Origin of the sequence: Cereibacter sphaeroides 2.4.1 (assembly GCF_000012905.2) — a bacterium.
GTDB classification, from domain to species: domain Bacteria; phylum Pseudomonadota; class Alphaproteobacteria; order Rhodobacterales; family Rhodobacteraceae; genus Cereibacter_A; species Cereibacter_A sphaeroides.
Genome location: NC_007494.2, coordinates 601,199 through 619,228 on the forward strand (window position 1 = coordinate 601,199; position 18,030 = coordinate 619,228).

General features: G+C 68.2%; 13 protein-coding genes. 3 read left to right on the top strand and 10 right to left on the bottom strand.

Annotated elements, in window-relative coordinates; genetic code table 11:
• The 4 genes from RSP_RS18255 to RSP_RS18270 form a co-directional block, all read right to left on the bottom strand.
• Positions 1–879, bottom strand: coding sequence for an ABC transporter permease (locus tag RSP_RS18255; protein ID WP_011339381.1), 879 nt, complete (start codon positions 877–879; stop codon positions 1–3).
• A gap of 10 nt (positions 880–889) precedes the next feature.
• Positions 890–1,855 carry an ABC transporter permease gene (locus RSP_RS18260; RefSeq protein WP_009564157.1) on the bottom strand — a complete coding sequence of 322 codons (966 nt, stop codon included), beginning with the start codon at positions 1,853–1,855 and terminating at the stop codon, positions 890–892.
• A gap of 65 nt (positions 1,856–1,920) precedes the next feature.
• Positions 1,921–3,525 carry an ABC transporter substrate-binding protein gene (locus RSP_RS18265; RefSeq protein ID WP_011339382.1) on the bottom strand — a complete coding sequence of 535 codons (1,605 nt, stop codon included), beginning with the start codon at positions 3,523–3,525 and terminating at the stop codon, positions 1,921–1,923.
• Between the two features lie 89 nt (positions 3,526–3,614).
• A complete protein-coding gene (locus RSP_RS18270; protein WP_011339383.1) occupies positions 3,615–5,222 on the bottom strand; it encodes an ABC transporter substrate-binding protein in 1,608 nt (535 codons plus the stop codon).
• Between the two features lie 200 nt (positions 5,223–5,422).
• Here RSP_RS18270 and RSP_RS18275 point away from each other — a divergent pair, with 200 nt between their 5' ends.
• Complete coding sequence (locus RSP_RS18275; RefSeq protein WP_023004215.1) at positions 5,423–6,856, top strand: amidase; 1,434 nt, start codon at positions 5,423–5,425, stop codon at positions 6,854–6,856.
• Positions 6,857–6,863: 7 nt separating this feature from the next.
• The gene (locus RSP_RS18280) at positions 6,864–7,898 is read left to right on the top strand and encodes a histone deacetylase family protein (RefSeq protein WP_011339385.1); all 1,035 of its coding nucleotides are present in this window, start codon (positions 6,864–6,866) and stop codon (positions 7,896–7,898) included.
• Between the two features lie 23 nt (positions 7,899–7,921).
• Here the strand turns inward: RSP_RS18280 and RSP_RS18285 are convergent, their stop codons facing one another.
• From RSP_RS18285 to RSP_RS18310, 6 genes are all read right to left on the bottom strand, one after another.
• Complete coding sequence (locus RSP_RS18285) at positions 7,922–8,572, bottom strand: TetR family transcriptional regulator C-terminal domain-containing protein (RefSeq protein ID WP_009564165.1); 651 nt, start codon at positions 8,570–8,572, stop codon at positions 7,922–7,924.
• Positions 8,573–8,648: 76 nt separating this feature from the next.
• Positions 8,649–9,512, bottom strand: coding sequence for an amidohydrolase family protein (locus RSP_RS18290; protein WP_011339386.1), 864 nt, complete (start codon positions 9,510–9,512; stop codon positions 8,649–8,651).
• A 4-nt stretch (positions 9,513–9,516) separates the two neighbouring features.
• A complete protein-coding gene (locus tag RSP_RS18295) occupies positions 9,517–11,112 on the bottom strand; it encodes a phytoene desaturase family protein (RefSeq protein WP_011339387.1) in 1,596 nt (531 codons plus the stop codon).
• Positions 11,109–12,773 carry a class I adenylate-forming enzyme family protein gene (locus RSP_RS18300; RefSeq protein WP_011339388.1) on the bottom strand — a complete coding sequence of 555 codons (1,665 nt, stop codon included), beginning with the start codon at positions 12,771–12,773 and terminating at the stop codon, positions 11,109–11,111. Before RSP_RS18300 ends, RSP_RS18295 begins: the two co-directional genes overlap by 4 nt.
• 66 nt (positions 12,774–12,839) lie before the next feature.
• Complete coding sequence (locus RSP_RS18305) at positions 12,840–14,327, bottom strand: aldehyde dehydrogenase (RefSeq protein ID WP_011339389.1); 1,488 nt, start codon at positions 14,325–14,327, stop codon at positions 12,840–12,842.
• Positions 14,328–14,364: 37 nt separating this feature from the next.
• Complete coding sequence (locus RSP_RS18310) at positions 14,365–15,768, bottom strand: aminotransferase (RefSeq protein ID WP_011339390.1); 1,404 nt, start codon at positions 15,766–15,768, stop codon at positions 14,365–14,367.
• A 241-nt stretch (positions 15,769–16,009) separates the two neighbouring features.
• Here RSP_RS18310 and RSP_RS18315 point away from each other — a divergent pair, with 241 nt between their 5' ends.
• The gene (locus RSP_RS18315; protein ID WP_011339391.1) at positions 16,010–17,977 is read left to right on the top strand and encodes a 3-hydroxyacyl-CoA dehydrogenase NAD-binding domain-containing protein; all 1,968 of its coding nucleotides are present in this window, start codon (positions 16,010–16,012) and stop codon (positions 17,975–17,977) included.
• Positions 17,978–18,030 lie beyond the last annotated feature (53 nt).

Sequence of the window (18,030 nt, forward strand, 5' to 3'; positions counted from 1 at the left end):
TCAGCCCTCCTCGTTCAGGCCGCTGGCCCGGTTCAGCAGCCAGTCGACCACGAAATTGACCGCGATGGCGAGCAGCGCGATGGAGGCGGCCGGGATCAGGGGCGTGATATCGCCCATGTTGATGAGGGCCGCATTGTCCCGGACCATCGAGCCCCACTCCGCCAGCGGTGGCTGGATGCCTACGCCGAGGAAGGAGAGCGCCGCAATGGAGAGGAAGATGAAGCAGAAGCGCATGCCGAGCTCGGACAGGATCAGCGGCAGCACGTTCGGGAACACCTCGTGGACCGAGATCCAGAGCAGGCTCTCGCCGCGCACCCGGGCGGCCTCGACGAAATCGAGGCTGGCCACGTTCAGCGCCGCGGCGCGCGAGATGCGGAAGAAGCGGGTCGAGGTCAGCACGGCGATGATGAGGATGAGGTTCGGGATCGAATTGCCGAAGATCGACAGGATCATCAGGATGAAGATCAGATCCGGCACCGACATCAGCGCATCCACGAAGCGCGAGATCGCCTGATCGACGAAGCCGCCGATCAGCGCCGAGAAGACGCCGAGGAGGCAGCCCAGCCCGAAGGAGATCATCGTGGTCACGAGCGCGATGGAGATCGAGTTCCGCGCCCCGAAGATCAGCCGCGACAGGAAATCCCGCCCGAGCTGATCGGTGCCCAGCAGATGCTGGGCGCTCCAGCCGTCGAAGGGGATGCGCGAGACCACCTCGACCTCGCCGTAGGGCGCGATCCAGGGCGCAAAGATCGCGACGAAGGCGTAGATCGCGACGAGGACCATTCCCAGCCGTGCGGTGAAGGGCGCGGTGGTGAGAAGCCTGCGGGCGCGGGTCAGGCGCGACGGCGTGGCGGGGCGGGCGTCGATGCTCTGGTCCATGATACCCCTCTCAGCGCGGATGCAGCAGGCGCGGGTTGCTGACGATCGAGACGATATCGGCCAGCAGGTTGAAGCCGATGTAGGCCGTGGCGAAGATCAGCGCGCAGGCCTGGATCACCGGCACGTCGCGGTTGCGCACCGCGTCGATCATCGCCTGACCGACGCCCGGATAAACGAAGACCACCTCGATCACGACGACGCCGGAGATGAGATAGGCGAGGTTCAGCGCCACCACGCTCGCGATGGGGCCGATGGCATTGGGCAGCGCCTGACGCGTGACCACGCGGCCCTCGGATTCGCCCTTCAGCCGCGCCATCTCGACATAGGGGCTCGACATCACCGACAGGATCGCCGCGCGCGTGTTGCGGATCATGTGCGCGAGAATGACGAGGAGCAGCGTCAGGATCGGCAGCACCATGCGGTAGAGCTGCTCGCCCAGATCCATGCTGTTGCGGATCCCCGCCATCGAGGGGAACCATTGCAGCTTCACCGCGAAGATCATCATCATCAGATAGGCCACGAAGAATTCCGGCAGCGAGATCGAGGCGAGCGTCGAGGTCGACAGGAAGCGGTCGATGAACCGGCCGCGGAAGCGCGCGCAGATCACACCGAGGGTGATCGCGAGCGGCACCGCGATCACGGCCGTGATCGAGGCCAGCGTGATCGTGTTGAGGAGCCGCGGCCCCAGCACCGCCATGACCGGCCGACCGGCGAAGGACTGGCCGAGATCGCCCGTCGCCGCCGCGCCGAGCCACGAAAGGTAGCGCCAGATCGCCGGTTGATCGAGCCCGAGCCGGGTCTCGAGAGCCGCCACCGCCTCGGGCGTCGCATTCTGCCCGAGGATGGCCGAGGCATAGCTGCCCGGCAGCAGGCTCACCGAGAAGAAGATCACCAGAGACACGATAAGGAGGCTGAGAAGCCCCAGACCGACCCGACTGGCCACCATGGACAAGATCGGATGGGAAGTTCTGTTCATACTCGGCTGTCTCCGGCAAGGCTCGGGTGAAAGGGCGGTCAGGCAGGTCCGCCCACCCCGTTGTGTCAGACGTCGGTGCGCCACCACCGCTCGGCGCAGCGATGATTGTCGGCGGGCAGGATGCCTCCGGTCTCACCATGGCCGATGGCGCGCGACATGGCGAGCAGCCAGGACACGAAGGCCACCGTGATCACGCCGCCGTCGTCGTGCAGGATCTGCTGCATCTCGGCATACTGTTCGCCCCGCGTGGCGGGATCGGTCTCCGACCGCGCCGCCGCATGCAGCTCGTCGAAGCGGGCGTTCTTGAACCCCGTGTTGTTCCAGGGCGCGTCGGAGGTGTAGGAGGTGGCGAACAGCCAGTCGAGCGTGACCCGCCCGTACCAGTCGGCGGCGTTGAAGGGCTTCACCAGCCAGACATTGTCCCAGTAGCCGTCATCGGCCTCCTGCACGAGGTTGATCGTGATGCCGGCCTTGGCGGCATGTTCGCGGAAAAGGACCCCCGCTTCGACCGCACCGGGAAAGGCGGATTCGGCCACCGAGAGATCGACCGTCAGCCCCTCGATCCCGGCCTCGGCCAGAAGCGCCCGCGCGGCCTCGGGATCGTAGCGGTGCTCGGGCGGCGTCTCGGCCCAGAAGGGCATGATGCGCGCCACCGGGTTGTCGTTCCCCGTCTCGGCCTCGCCGAGGAACACCTTGGCGATCACATCCTCGCGGTCGAGGCTGAGCTTCAGGGCCTTGCGCACGACCGGATTGTCGAAGGGCGCCGTTTGGCAGTTCATGTCGAAGGTCAGGTGCCGCAGGCTCGGCGTGCGGTGCAGCACCAGATCGGGATTGCGCTCGATCAGGGGGACGTTGCGGATGTCGACATCCTCGATCACATCGACCTCGCCGGTCAGCAGCGCATTCAGCCGCGCGGACCGGTCGGGGATCGCGATGAATTCGACCTCGTCGAAATGCGGCAGGCCGGGCTTGTGATAGTTCGGATTGCGGAGCAGTCGGACCGCGACGCCCGGCTCGAAACTGTCGAGCTTGAAGGCGCCGGTGCCGATGCCGCTCTCCCAGTCGATGCCGCCGCCCTCCTTCGCCGGGAAGATCGAGAGGTGATAATCCGACAGCAGATAGGGGAAGTCGGCATTGCCCTGCGTGAGGGTCACGATCAGCCGGTCCTCGCCCTCGACGGCGATCTCCTTGATCTGGCTGACGATGGCGAGCGCGCCCGAGGTGCTGCCCTCGCCCATGTGATGCATCAGCGACTGCCGGGCATCCTCCGGGGTGAAGGGGCGGCCGTCGTGGAACAGGACACCCTTGCGGAGCGTGAAGGTCCAGCGGGTGGCACCCTCGGCCTCCTCCCAGCTTTCGGCGAGATCGCCCGCCAGCGACCCGTCCGGCAGAAGCTCGACGAGGTTGTTGCAGAGCGCGCCGTTGAAGGCCGCACCGCACATGACGGTGGCCCAGCTGCCGGGCTCGAGCGAATCCTGCTGCGAGCCGTCGTTGACGCCGTAGCGGAGCCGGCCGCCCCGCTTCGGCCCTTCCTCGGCTCGCAGCGAGGCGGGCAGGCAGAAGGCGCCGGCCACGGCGGCCGCGCCCCCCAGAAAGGCCCGTCGCGAGGGGGCGAGGCTCATGGCCTGCGCAAGGATCTGCCCGCCGATGGGGCCCGTGGGGTAGCGCATCAGGTTTTCTCCGCCCTGAACGAAAATGTCGGAATGTCGCCCGGGGCGCGCCTCGCGCTCCGGGCCGTCTGAGACCGGGCCTGCCGACCTCAGTCCTTGACCCACCAGCGCTCGCACATCCGCATGTTGTCGAGCGGCATCAGCCCGCCGACCTCGCCGAAGCCGATGCGGTTCGAGACGGCGTTGCGCCAGCTCACGAAGGCCACGGTGATGACGTTGCCGTCGTCGCGCAGGATCTCCTGCATTTCGGCGTAGCAGGCGGCGCGCTTGGCCTCGTCGGTCTCGGCCCGCGCCGTCTGGTGCAGCTCGTCGAACCGCGCGTTCGACCAGCCCGAATTCCACGGCGCGCCGGTGACATAGCTCGTCGAGAACAGCCAGTCGACGGTGGCGCGGCCGAAGTAGTCGACCGCGCAGAAGGGCTTCTTGCGCCAGACGTTCTCCCAGTAGCCGTCGGCCGCCTCCTGCACGATGTTGATGTTGATGCCGGCCTCGGCCGCATGGCGCTGGTAGAGCGTCGCCGCCTCGATGGCGCCCGCAAACGCATTCTCGGCCACCGACAGATCGACGCTCACCTGATCGAGCCCGGCCTTGGCCAGATGCTCCTTGGCCTTCGCGATGCTGTATTCGCGCGCGGGCATGTCGTGGTAGAATTTCTGGATCGAGGCGACCGGGTTGTCGTTCCCCTTCGTGGCCTCGCCAAGGAACACCTTCTCGATCACGTCATCCCGGTCGAGCGCATATTTCAGCGCCAGCCGCACATCGGGATTGTCGAAGGGCGCGACGCGGGTGTCCATGTCGAAGGTGAAGTGGCGCAGGCTCGGCACGCGCTGAACCGAGAAATCGCCGCTGCGCTCGACCATCGCCACGTTGCGGATGTCGAGATCCTGGATGAAATCGACCTCGCCGGTCAGCAGCGCGTTCAGCCGCGCCGTGGCGTCGGTGATGTTGATGAACTCGACCTCGTCGAGATAGGGCTTGTTGTTCTTGTGGTAGTTCGGGTTCCGCTTGAGGCGGGTGGCGATGCCCGGCTCGAAGCTCTCGAGGAGGAAGGCGCCGGTGCCGTTGGCGCTCTCCATGTCGATCCCGCCGCCCTCCAGCGCCGGATAGATCGAGAGGTGATAATCCGACAGGAGGTAGGGCAGGTCGGCATTGCCCTCCGAGAGGGTGATGCGGACGGTGTCGGACCCTTCGATGTCGATGGTCTCGATCTGCTCGACGATGGCGCGCGCGCCCGAGGTCGAGTCCGGCTTCATGTGATGCTCGAGCGACTGGCGCACGTCTTCCGCCTCGAGGCTCTTGCCGTTGTGGAAGGTCACGCCCGAGCGCAGCTTGAAGCGCCAGACCTTCGCGCCGGGCTCCGCCTCCCAGCTCTCGGCCAGATCGCCCGCGACCGAGCCGTCGGGCAGGATCTCGACGAGGTTGTTGTAGACGCCGCCGTTGAACGAGGCGCCGGTCCAACTCGTCGACCAGCTGCCGGGATCGAGGTTGTCGTTCTGCGAGGCATTGTGCAGGCCGAGCCGCATGAAGCCGCCGGCCTTCGGTGCCGCCTGCTGGGCAAGCGCCGCACCGGGCAGGCCGCTCATGGCGCCGGCCGCCAGCAGCGCCGAACTGCGGGCCAGAAACTCGCGACGCGACAGCTGTCCGCGCCGCAGCCGCGTGACCAGATCGTCCATCAGCAGGTGGTGCGATTTGTTCATGTGTTCACCCTGTCAGGTTTGGTTATCCTTGGATGTCCCGCCGGGATGCAGCTGTCTTGCGCAGCCTTCCGACCTGCCGGTGATCCTTATGGAAATCACGATACGCAGAAATCGAATCCTGTCAACAAACTGATTGACCAATCAATCGAGCAACCACCAGAATGCGCCAGGTTTCCCCCGCTGCCGAAGGCCCCTCCCCCATGACCGAGACGCCCCTCGCCTACCTCAGCGCCGCGCAGCTGACGGCCCTTTATCGCGCCCGGAAAATCTCGCCCGTCGAAGTGGTTACGGACGCCCTCGCGCGGATCGAGGCCAGCGGAGACAGTCTGAACGCGGTCTGCTTCACCTACCCGGAGGAGGCGCTGGAGGAAGCACGCGCCTCCGAGAAGCGATATATGTCCGGCGCACAGAAACCGGGCATGATCGATGGCATCCCTGCCGCGCTGAAGGACGAGACCATGATGGCGGGCAAGGTCACGACCTACGGCTCGCTCCTCTACGCGGACCATGTGGCTGCGAAGAGCGCGCCGGTCGTGCAGCGGCTGGTCGAGGCGGGCGCGGTGATCCATGCCCGCACCACCACGCCCGAATTCTCCTGCGCTCCCTTCTGTCACTCGCGGCAGTGGGGCGTGACGCGCAACCCGTGGAACCTCGCCTTCACGCCCGGCGGCTCCTCGGGCGGCTCCGGGGCGGCGCTCGCGGCGGGGCTCGCGCCGCTGGCCACGGGCTCGGACATCGGCGGCTCGATTCGGATCCCGGCCTCCGCCTCGGGGGTGGTGGGCTTCAAGCCGCCCTACGGCCGTGTGCCCTCGACCCCGCCCTTCAACCTCGATCCCTACAACCATCCGGGCCCCATGGCGCGCACGGTCGAGGATTGCCTGCTGATGCAGAACGTGCTCGCCGGCCCCCATCCGGAGGACATCGCCTCGCTGAAGCCCAAGCTCGAGCTGCGGCTCGACCGGTCGGGGGTGAAGGGCTGGAAGATCGCCTATTCGCTGGATTTCGGCTTCATGGAGATCGATCCGGCGGTGCGGGCCAACACGCTTGCGGCGCTGGACGTGTTCCGCGCGCTCGGCGCCGAGGTCACGGAGGTGGCGCTGCCCTGGTCCTGGGAGGTCTATCGGGCCGCCGCCACCCATCACAAGGCGCTGTTCGGCGCCTGGCTTGCCGAGTATCTGGACGAGCGCGAGGAGCGGCTCACCTCCTACGCCCGCCGCTTCGCCCGCGACGCGCTCGCCACCACCACCCGCGACTATCTCGCCGGGATGGAGATCGAGGGCCGGATCTGGTCGCATTTCGGCCCGATGATGGAGGGGTTCGACCTGTTCCTCTGCCCCACCCTCGCCATTCCCGCCGTGCCGGCCGAGTTCGACTTCTCCGATCCGCTGATCATCAACGGAGAAGAGATCGACTCCTATCTCGGCTGGACGATGGCCTGGCCCTTCAACATGCTCAGCCGCTGCCCGGTCCTGTCGCTGCCCTCGGGCCGTGCGCCGAACGGCGTGCCCACCGGCATCCAGCTGGTGGGCCGGACCTATGAAGACCAGAGCGTCTTCACGGCGGGCCTCGCCTACGAGACCGCTCTCGGCGGCTGGTATGGCACCGCCGCAACCCGTCCCTCCCTGCCCTTCTGAGGTCCCGATGAAGACGATCTTCTCCGACAAGCACGCGCTGCAGAGCGTGGAGCGCGAATTCTACCGGGGCGGCTGGGTGGAGGCGTTCGAGATCCCCCGCCGCGCCGAACTCGTGCTGGCCGCCGTCACGCGCGCGGGCCTGGGCCCCGTGACAGCGCCGCAGCCGTTCGACCTCGGGCCCGTGCTGGCCGTTCATGATGCGGCCTTCGTGCGCTTTCTGGAAGGCGCCTGGGAGAGCTGGGTGGCCGAGATGGGCCCGGTTCCGGCCTATCCCAACCTCTGGCCGCCGCGCCGGTCGCGGACGATCCCGACGGTCCGGCCCGGCGCCGAACTCGGCCGCTATGTCGTCGACATGAGCAGCCCGGTCCTTACGGGCACATGGGAGGCCGCGCGGGCGGGTGTCGACTGCGCCCTGACCGGCGTGGCCCTGATCGAATCGGGCGAGCCCGCGGCCTTCGCCCTCAGCCGTCCCCCGGGCCACCATGCGGGGCGCGACTATTTCGGCGGCTACTGCTTTCTTAACAATGCGGCGATCGCCGCGCAGCAGTTCCGCAGCCTCGGCGCGGAGCGGGTGGCGGTGCTCGACATCGACTATCACCACGGCAACGGCACGCAGGACATCTTCTACGACCGCGGCGACGTGCTGACCGTCTCGGTCCATGCCGATCCGGTGCAGGACTATCCCTATTATATCGGCTTCGCCGACGAGACCGGCGAGGGTGAGGGAGCGGGTGCGAACCTGAACCTGCCGCTGCCCTGGGGCGCGGATTTCGCCTCCTACCGCAGCGCGCTTGCCGAAGGCCTGGCGCGGATCCGGGCCTTCGCGCCCGACCGGCTGGTGGTGTCTCTGGGCGTCGACACGTTCATGGACGATCCGATCTCGCAGTTCCGGCTGGAGAGCGGGGATTACCCCCGGATCGGCGCGATGATCGCCGCCCTCGGCCTGCCCACCCTCTTCGTGATGGAGGGCGGCTATGCCATCGAGGCCATCGGCGAGAATGTCGTGCAGCTTCTGAAGGGATATGAGGCGGAGCGCGGCTGAGCCCTCAGCCGCCCCCCGCGGAGTCAGAAGTCGTCGGGGAAGATCAGCCTCAGATAGGCCAGCGAGGCATCGTGCCCGCGCTTCTGCCCCTCTGCGATGGTGATGGGCAGAAGCAGATTCTCGACCCAGAGCCCCGAGATCATGGCGTTCAGCGTCAGCGCCACCTGCTCGGCCTCGACCGTCCGCCCGCGCAGCGCCGCAAGCTCGGCCACATCGGCGGCGACCGCCTCGTTATACTGAACCCGGAGCGCGGCGCAGCGCTGCCGGAAGCTCGGCACGCGCGCGGCTTCGGCCCAGAAGGCGAGCCAGAGCGCGATGGACTCGTGCCCCGCCGCCTTGCGGCTGAAGTCCGTGTCGATCATGTGCCGGATCCGCTCGGCCGGGCCGCGCTGCGAAGCGTTCAGCTGCGCCAGATAGGCCTCGTATTCCGCAGCCGTATGGTCCAGCGCGGCGAAGATGATGCCTTCCTTCGACTGGAAGTGGAAGGCGACCACACCATAGGAACATTTCGCCTCGGCGGCGATGGAATTGATCGTGACCCCCGTGAGGCCGCGCTTCGAGATCACCTTCACCGCCGCCTTCAGCAGCGACCGGCGCCGGTCCACCACCTGATCGTCGCGGGTCCTGGCCGGGGCAGCGCCGCTGCGTCTCGCTCTCGGTTTCGGCTCGGTCATGGGAGCTTGGGTCACTTTGCGGCAGGATCGTGGGAGCGGCGCAGTCCCCTCGGGAATAAAGGGCGGAAGGGCAAAGTCAAGTTGCGGCGGTGTCGAGACCCAGCAGCCGCGCCGCATTGTCGTGCAGCCAGAGCCGGCGCGTGTCCGCGTCGAGCCCCAGCGCGTCCAGTTCTGCCAGCGCCGTCTCGACCGGCATCATCGGAAAGGCGGAGCCGAAAATGATTTTCTCCTTCAGCAGCGTGCGGCCGTACTGCAACAGCGGCTCGTAGCCGGAATGCGCCTTGGCGAGAAGCTTCGGCCGCACGGCCAGGAGCCCGATGGAGAGGTTCGGGTGGCGCCAGGCGACCCCGATCAGTTCCTGCACCCAGGGCCAGCCGGGGGGAGAGGCCACGGCGCGCAGCTCCGGGTAGCGCACCATGACGTTGTCGAGATATTCCGGCCGCCCCAGCGCCATGGGCGTGTGGGTCGAGAAGTTGATGCCGCAATGGATGTTCACCGGCACATCGAGTTCGATGGCCTTCTCGTAGAGCGGAAACAGCCGCTCGTCGTCGGGGCGCATCTTCAGCTCGAAACATTGCAGATTGAGACCGCGCAGCCCGAGGTGGCGGATCGCATGGTCGAAATGGTCCACCGCATCTTCCTGCCAGGGATCGACACCGGCGAAGCCCACATAGCGCGGGCCGTGCGCCCGGATGAACTCCGCCACCGCCTCGTTGGAGATCCTGAAGCCGAAGGTCGTGGTCAGGTCGCGCGCCTTCAGCACCACATGGCGCGCGCCCAGCCGCTCGTAGGTCTCGAGCCAGCTGTCCAGCCCCTGCGCCGCGTCCGAGGCGGCCGAGCGGCGTTCGCTCGCCTGATAGACCCTGCGGTAGTTCTGCAGATGCGGGGCGGGGGGCGAGAAATCCGGGTGCGGCGGGCGCGAGGAAAAATCGATCAGCATCGGCTCAGCTCCACTTCCGGCGGTCTTCGAGGATCACCTTGGCCGCATTGTGCCCCGGCACGCCGGTCACGCCGCCGCCGGGATGGACCGAAGCCGAGGCCTGATAGAGACGGTCCACCGGGCTGCGGTAATCGGCGAACTGCGGCGAGGGACGGCGGAAGAACATCTGGTCCGCGCTGATCTCGCCGTGGTGGACATGGCCGTTCGGCAGATCGAAGATCCGCTCGAGATCCAGCGGCGTCATGATCTGGCGGTGCAGGATCCTGCTCTCGATGTCGGGGAACTGGGTCTTCAGCACCGCGAGCACCCGGCCCCACAGCTCTTCGCGGCGGCTGTCCCAGTCGCCCCGCGCGAGCGTGTAGGGCGCATGTCCACCGAAGACATTCATGATGTGATGCCCCTCGGGCGCGAGCGTCGGATCCACCATCGAGGGCACCTTGACGATCAGGAAGGGTGCCTCGGCGATCTCGCCGCCCTGCGCCTGATGCCAGGCCCGCTCCATGTAGGCCACGTTCGGCGCAACGGTCATCTGGGGCACGATGGAGCCCTGCGGATTGGTCTGGCCGAAGACCGGGGCCTCGGGCAGCGCCGACAGAGCCAGATTGACCCGGAAGACCGTGCTTTCGCAGCGGATGTTGCGGATGTCGCGGTTGAACTCCTCGGGCAGCTCGGCGGGATCGAGGAGCTTCGTGAAGGTGGTGCGGGCGGTGGCATTGGCGATCACGATCTTCGAGCGGATCTCCTCGCCGCCCTCCAGCCGCACGCCCACGGCGCGGCCGTTCTCGACGAGGATCCGCTCCACCGGGCAGGCGGTGCGAACCTCCATGCCATGCGCCTCGCCCGAGCGGCGGATCGCCTCGGAAATGGCGCCCATGCCGCCCTTCATGAAGCCTGCGGGCCCCGCGGCGGTGCCGCCGTCGCGCACGATGCCGCGCGCGAGCATATAGGCCGAGCCGGGCGTCTTCAGGCTGGAATTGGCCCCGCCCCCGCCGGCGAAGAAGCCCAGAACCAGCTTCACTTCGTCGGAGGTGAACCAGCGCGAGAGATAGTCCCAGGCGCTCATCGTGAGGAGATTGTAGATGTCGTAGAATTGCGGCCCGACCTTGCGGAAGCGCCAGACGAAGCCCGCGAGCCGTTTCAGATCCCGGATCTTGCCGCTGGCGGGATCGACCGGCACCTCCCACAGAAGCTGCTTCATGTGCGGCGCAATCTTCAGCATGTGCGCCCGGTAGCCGGCATAGGCCGCACCATCGACATTCGAGAATTTCGCGATCTCGGCGGCGAACTTCTCCGGGTCGTCCCAGAGCGTGAAGGTGCGCCCGCCCTCGAGCGCGAAGACGGTGGGGGCTGCGGGAATGACCTCGAAGCCGTATTTCTGCAATTCGAGATCGAGGATGACCTTGGGCTGCAGAAGCCCCTGATAATAGGAGGCGAGCGAGCTGCGGTAACCGGGCGCGATCTCGCCCGTCACCGCCGCCCCGCCGACCATGGGCTGGCGCTCCACCACCAGCACCTTCACGCCGGCGCGGGCGAGGTAGGCGCCGCAGGTCAGCCCGTTGTGGCCGCCGCCCACGATGATGGCATCATACTGCGGGCTCATGCGGAGGCTCCCTCGGTCGCGGGGATCCATTCCCCGCTGGTGCGGTCAAAGCTGCCCGCGCGCAGGTCGGCCACGCCTTCGGTGATCCGGGGCTTGGCGATCTTCAGCGAGGCGGTGCGCGGGAAATCCTCGACGAAGGCGTAGAAGCGCGGCACCTTGAAGGGCGCGAGCCCGGCCTGCGCGGTGGCCACGATGCCCTCGAGGATCGCGGCATCGGCGACCACGCCCTCCTTCAGGCGGATGCAGGCCTTGACCTCCTCGCCGCGCAGCGGGTCGGGCACGCCCACCACCGCCACCTCGGCCACGCCGGGCGCCGCGGCCAGCACCGTCTCGACCTCGCGCGCGGCGATGTTCTCGGCCGAACGCCGGATCATGTCCTTCTTGCGGCCCACGATGTAGAAGAACCCGTCCTCATCCTGACGGAAGAGGTCGCCCGAGGAGAACCAGCCGTCCTTCAACACCTCGGCCGTAGCCTCGGGGTTGTTGTAGTAGCCGAGCATGATGCCCGGTCCGCGGATCTGCAATTCGCCGATCTCGCCCCGCGCCACGGGCTGGCCGTCCTCGCCCACGATGCGGCACTCGCGGAACGGGCACGGCACGCCGCAGGAGCCCGAGCCCACCTTGTCCGCGCGCTCGATGGGCGCGAACATCGCCGGGCCGATCTCGGTCATGCCGAAGGCCTCGCGGGCGTTCAGGTCGAACCGCTCCTCGAGCCCGCGGTGCAGGTCGCGCGGGCAGCCGTAGATATTGGCGCGCACAACCCGATTCTGCGCGTCATGCTGCTGCGGCGCCATGCCGTGCAGCACCCAGGGCAGCAGACAGAAGTCGATCTCATGCTCTTCGAGCCAGCCCGAGAAGCGGCTCGTCGATTGCCGGGCCGCCACGAACAGGGTGCCGCGCTGGTAGAGCGTCATCAGCAGGAGCCATTGCGGATCCATGTAGAAGAAGGGCGTGGAGGCGAGGATGCGCCGGTAGATCCGGCCGTCGCGGAAGGCGTTCACCTTGCCCGCCGAGATCCAGTAGCGCTGGCCGAGCATGCAGCCCTTGGGAAAGCCCGAGGTGCCGGATGTGAACTGGATGTTCAGGAGATCGTCGTGCCCCACCGGCTCGGGCGGGGTGAAATGGTCCTGCGGCTCCGAGGCAAGCTCGGCCCAGTCATGCGCCCCGCCTAGGGCGCCGCCCACCACGATCAGCCGCTCGGCGGGCAGCGCGATCAGGCCCGCCGCATGGGCCTCGTCGAGCACGGCCCGCGTGCTGTCGTGGGTCACCACCCAGTCTGCCTCGGCGACCTTCATCACATGGGCGATCTCGCGCGGGGTGTAGCCGGGGTTGATCGGCAGCATCACTGCCCCGATCCGGCCGAGCGCCAGCCAGGTCAGCGGGAAAGCCTCGACGTTCGGCAGCATCACGCCCACATGGGTGCCCTTGCCGATCCCGAGGGCCACGAGGCGCGCGGCCAGCCCGTTCACCTTGCGGCGCATCTCGCCGTAGGTAAGGGTCTCGCCGCTCTCGAAGAAGTTCCACACCACCCGGTCGCCGGCCTCCGCGGCGGCCGCGTCGATCAGCGCCCCGATATTCTCCGGCAACGGCTCGGCCTCGATCCGGCGGCGGCGGTCCTCGTAGGGGACGACGGCCTGGGCGAGGACTTCATCCTTCCACATCGGCGGGCTCCAGTGAGTGGCGTGGGCAACAGGAAGAAGTGCCCGCCCGATGGGCGGGCGCTGAGGTCAGTGGGCGAACCAGACGGCCTTCAGGTCGGTGTATTTATCCATCGCATGCAGCGACTTGTCCCGGCCGAAGCCCGATTGCTTGAAGCCGCCGAACGGCACGGCGAGCGAGCCGCGGTCGAAGCAGTTGACCCAGACCACGCCCGCGCGGAGCGACTTGGCCGCCCGGTGCGCGTTCTTCACCGACCCGGTCCAGACCGCGCCCGCGAGCCCGTAGACCGTGTCATTGGCCGTCGCCATCGCCTCGTCGAAGCCCTTCACCGGGATGGCCGACAGCACCGGCCCGAAGATCTCTTCCTGCGCGATCTTCATGTCGTTGCGCACGCCCTCGAAGATCGTGGGTTCGATGTAGAAGCCGCCGGTTTCGGTCTTCACCCGGCCGCCGCCGATGACCGGACGTGCACCGTCCGCGCGGCCGGCGTCGATGTAGCCCAGCACGCGGTCCATCTGCTCTTCGCTCACCATCGAGCCCATGCGGGTGGCGGTGTCGAGCGGATCGCCGGGCGCGAAGACCTTGGCCTGAGCCGCGATCTTCTCGAGGAGCTGGTCGTGGATCTTCTCGTCCACGATCAGGCGCGAGCCCGCGTTGCAGACCTGCCCGGTGTTGGCGAAGATGCCGGCCGCAATCCCGGCCGCCGCCGCATCGAGATCATCGCAATCCGCCAGCACGACCTGAGGTGACTTGCCGCCGAGTTCGAGCCCGATCCGCTTGATGTTCGACTGGCCGGAATACTGCATGAAATACTTGCCGACCTCGGTCGAGCCGGTGAAGCCCACGCAATCGACATCCATATGCAGCCCGAGCGCCTTGCCCGCGATATGGCCGAGGCCCGGCACCACGTTCAGCACCCCCGGAGGCATCCCCGCCTCGATGGCGAGCTCGCCGAACTTCAGCGCGGTGAAGGGCGATTGTTCGGCGGGCTTCAGGATCACCGAATTGCCGGTGGCAAGCGCAGGCCCGAGCTTCCAGGCGGCCATCGACATCGGATAGTTCCACGGCACCACGGCCGCCACGATCCCCAAGGGCTCGCGCATGACGAGCGTCGTCATGTCGTAAGCCGTGGCCGCCACCTCGCCATAGACCTTGTCGATCGCCTCGGCATACCAGGCGATGCAGGCGGCAGCGCTCACCACGTCGCCGTTGTAGGCATTGGCGATGGGCTTGCCCACGTTCAGCGTCTCGAGGAGCGCCAGCTCCTCCCGGTTGGCGAGGATCAGCTCGGAGAAGCGCAGCAGGATGCGGCGCCGGTCGGCCGGGGCCATCCGCGACCAGACCCCCGCCTCGAACGCCTTGCGGGCCGACCGCACCGCGACATCCACATCCGCCGCATTGCACGAGGCCACATCGGTCAGCGGCCGCCCGTCGCCGGGATAGATGCAGGCGAAGGTCTCGCCCGACAGGCTGTCGACATACTGGCCGTCGATGAAGGGACGGTTCGGAAGGGCCACGGCTTTGGCGCGGGCGTGCCAGTCGATCTCTTGCAGCATCTGGGATCCTGTTGGAGGGAGTTTCGTCGCGGCCGCCTCAGACGGCGGCCGGTTCTTTCGCGGTCAGACCGTGGGCGGCGCTCACTTCGGTGATGGCCTGCCGCATGATCGCGACCATCTCGTCGATCTGCGCGCGCGAGATGATGAGCGGCGGCGAGATCACGCAGAGATCGCCCAGCGGGCGCACGATCAGCCCGAGCTCGAAGCAGCGCTCGTCGATCTTCAGGGTGAAGGCCTTGTCCTCGGCCGTGCCGTCCGCCCGGGTCGGGTCGAGCAGGCATTGCACGCAACCCACGAGGCCCACCGACCGGGTTTCCGCCACGCCCGGCAGATCGCGCAGCGAAGCCAGCGCCGCGGCGAAATAGTCCGCCATCTCGCGCGCCTGATCGACGATGCCCTCGCGCTCCATCAGCTCGATGTTGGCAAGCGCCGCGGCGCAGGCCACCGGCTGATTGCTGTAGGTATAGCCGTTGGTGAACCAGCTTCCCTTGGCATTCTCGCCCGAGATCCGCGCCAGCACCGCCTCGGAGATCGCAAGGCCGCCGAGCGGCACATAGCCCGAGGTCACGCCCTTGGCGAAGGTGATGATGTCCGGCACCACCCCGAACACCTTCTCCGAGGCGAACCACTCGCCGCAACGGCCGAAGCCCGTCACCACCTCGTCCGAGATATAGAGGATGTCGTGCTTCTCGCAGATCGCCTTGAAGCGCGCATGATAGCCTGCGGGCGGAATAATGACGCCGCCCGAGGCGAGGATCGGCTCGGCCAGGAAGGCCGCGATCGTGTCGGGGCCGAGGCTCTCGATCCGGTCCTCGAATTCCTGCACCAGATCGTCGAGGAACGCCTCCTGGCTGCGGTTGCCGGCGTGGCGCGGATTGGGGCTCGAGAGGAACGAGATCCGGTCCTGCGCGATGTCGAAGTTCGGCCAGTTGCCGGTGCGGCCGGTGCAGGCGGCGGTGAGCGCCGTCGAGCCGTGATAGCCGTCGTAGCGCACGATGATGCGCTTCTTCTGCGGCCGGCCCAGCACGTTGTTGTAGAATTCCGAGAAGCGCAGCGCGCTGTCCACCGCGGTCGACCCGCCCGTGGTGAAAAAGATCCGGTTGAGATCGCCCGGCGTCAGCGTGGCGATCTTCTCCGCCAGCCGCGCCGCGGGGCTCGTGGCCATATACCAGGGCGAGGCATAGGGCAGCACCATCGCCTGATGCGCCATGGCATCGACGATCTCGCGGCGGCCGTAGCCCACCTGCGCGCACCACATGCCCGCCGGCCCGTCGATCAGGCGGCGGCCGTCCTCGGTATGGACATAGATGCCCTCGGCATGAGTCAGCACCGGCTGCGCGGACTTGCCGAGCTTCGCCATTTCCTGTGCAGGCAAGAGGATGTGATCCCGCATCGCCGCGCCCACCGCTCCGGCAGCATTCGTCGCGTCATTCCGCGTCATCGCCGACCTCCCCTCTCGTCCGCATTTCGGTTCATTCCCGGGCAAGCCCCCGCAACCGGGCACCGCCTCTGCCGCCAGTAGTGGGCACTCCGGCGGAACAAGTCAACATTTCTGATTGCCCGATCAATCAGAAATGTTGCGATGGCCTCGCAGCCGTGCTTATTCTGGCCGTGGCCGCCCTCTCGGGAGCGGCCGGGATCCGGCATCCTCCGCGGCAGATCATCGAAAGGCCGAACCCATCATGACCAACGACCTCATCCGGCGCAGCGACTCCGACGGGATCGCGCTTCTGACCCTCGCCAACCCGCCGGTGAACGCGCTGAGCCTCGCGGTGCGCCAGAGGCTCGCCGCGCTGACGGCCGAGCTCGAGGCCGACGAGAGCGTGCGCGCCGTGGTGCTTGCGGCCGAGGGCCGGGTCTTCGTCGGCGGCGCGGACATCGCCGAGTTCGACCGCCCGCCCGAGGCGCCGCACCTGCCCGATGTGATCGCCGCCATCGAGGCCTCGCGGAAGCCGTGGATCGCGGCGCTGAACGGCGCGGCCCTCGGCGGCGGGGCCGAGCTTGCGCTCGGCTGCCACTACCGGATCTTCGCGGATACCGCCCGGCTGGGCCTGCCGGAGACGAGCCTCGGCCTCATCCCCGGCGCGGGCGGCACGCAGCGCCTGCCGCGCCGGATCGGCCTTGCTCCCGCCATCGAGGTCATCACCGCCGGCCGCACCCTGTCGGCCGCCGAGGCGCGGGAGGCGGGCCTTGCGGACCGGATCGCCGCGGGCGAGCTGATCCCCGAGGCGCTGGCCTTCGCCCGCACCCTCGACGGCGCCCTGCCCCTGCCTGCCTCTGCGGCCCCGCTCGCCGATCCCGGGCCCGCCTTCTGGGACGAGGCCCGCGCGCGCATCGCCAGGGCGGCCCGAGGCAATCCCGCGCCCGCCGCGGCCCTCGAAGCGATCCGCGCGGGCGTGGCGGAAGGCTTCGCCGCGGGTCTCCGCGCCGAGCGCGAGACCTTCCTGCGGCTCCGCGCTTCGGACGAAGCCGCGGCCCTGCGCCATCTCTTCTTCGCCGAGCGTGCGGCCCTGCGCCCGGCCGCCCTTCGCGGCATCGAGCCTGTGCCCCTCACCCGCGCAGGCGTGATCGGCGGCGGCACGATGGGCAGCGGCATCGCGGCCGCCCTCGCCGCGGCCGGGCTGGAGGTGCGTCTCACTGAAACCGGGCCCGAGTCGCTCGCGGCCGGCCTCGAGCGGGTCGAGGCCATCTTCGAGGCGCAGGTCAAGCGCGGGCTGACGGATCGGGCCGGCGCGGCGGAGCGGATGGCCCGCGTCACCGGCACGGTCGGTCTCGGGGCGCTGGCGGACTGCGATCTGGTGATCGAGGCGGTCTTCGAGGATCTCGCCGTCAAGCGCCGGGTGTTCGAAGAGCTGGTCCGTCTTTGCGGGCCCGAGGCGATCCTTGCCACCAACACCTCCTACCTCGATCCCGAACGGATCGTGGAGGGCCTGCCGCACCCCCACCGCTTCATCGCGCTGCATTTCTTCAGCCCGGCGCAGGTGATGAAGCTGCTCGAGATCGTGCCGCTGGCCGCCACCGCGCCGCGCACCCTCGCCACCGGCGTCGCTCTGGCGGCGCGGCTCGGCAAGATCCCGGTACAGGCGGGCAACGGCGAGGGTTTCATCGGCAACCGCATCCTCAAGCGCTACCGCGCCGAGGCCGAGGCTCTGCTGCTCGCAGGAGCCACCCCGACCGAGATCGACGAGGCCATGCGCGCCTTCGGCCTCGGCATGGGTCCGTTCGAGATGCAGGACATGGCCGGGCTCGACATCGCCTTCCGCGCGCGGGAGGCCGCCCGCGCGCTCGGGCAGGACCTGCCCGAAGGCCCCGGAGACCGGCTGGTGCGCGCAGGCCGCCTCGGCCGCAAGTCGGGCGGCGGCTGGTACGACTATGCGCCGGGCAGCCGCCTTCCCCAGCCGTCGCCGGAGGCAGCCGCTCTGATCGCGCCTCTGGTGACCCCCGGCCCGCGGCCGAGCGGCACCGAGATTGCCGACCGCCTCATCGCCGCCATGGCCGAGGAAGGCCAACGGATCTGCGACGAGGGCCTCGCGCAGAGCCCCTCGGACATCGATCTGGTCGAGGTGCATGGCTACGGCTTCCCCCGTCACAAGGGGGGACCGATGTTTCACGCCGCGCGCAAGACCCGAAGCCGCACGGGCGGAGCATGACCGGCGCGCTAGAGGCCGGCCGGAGCACATCCACGCAAGGAGGGGCCGATTCG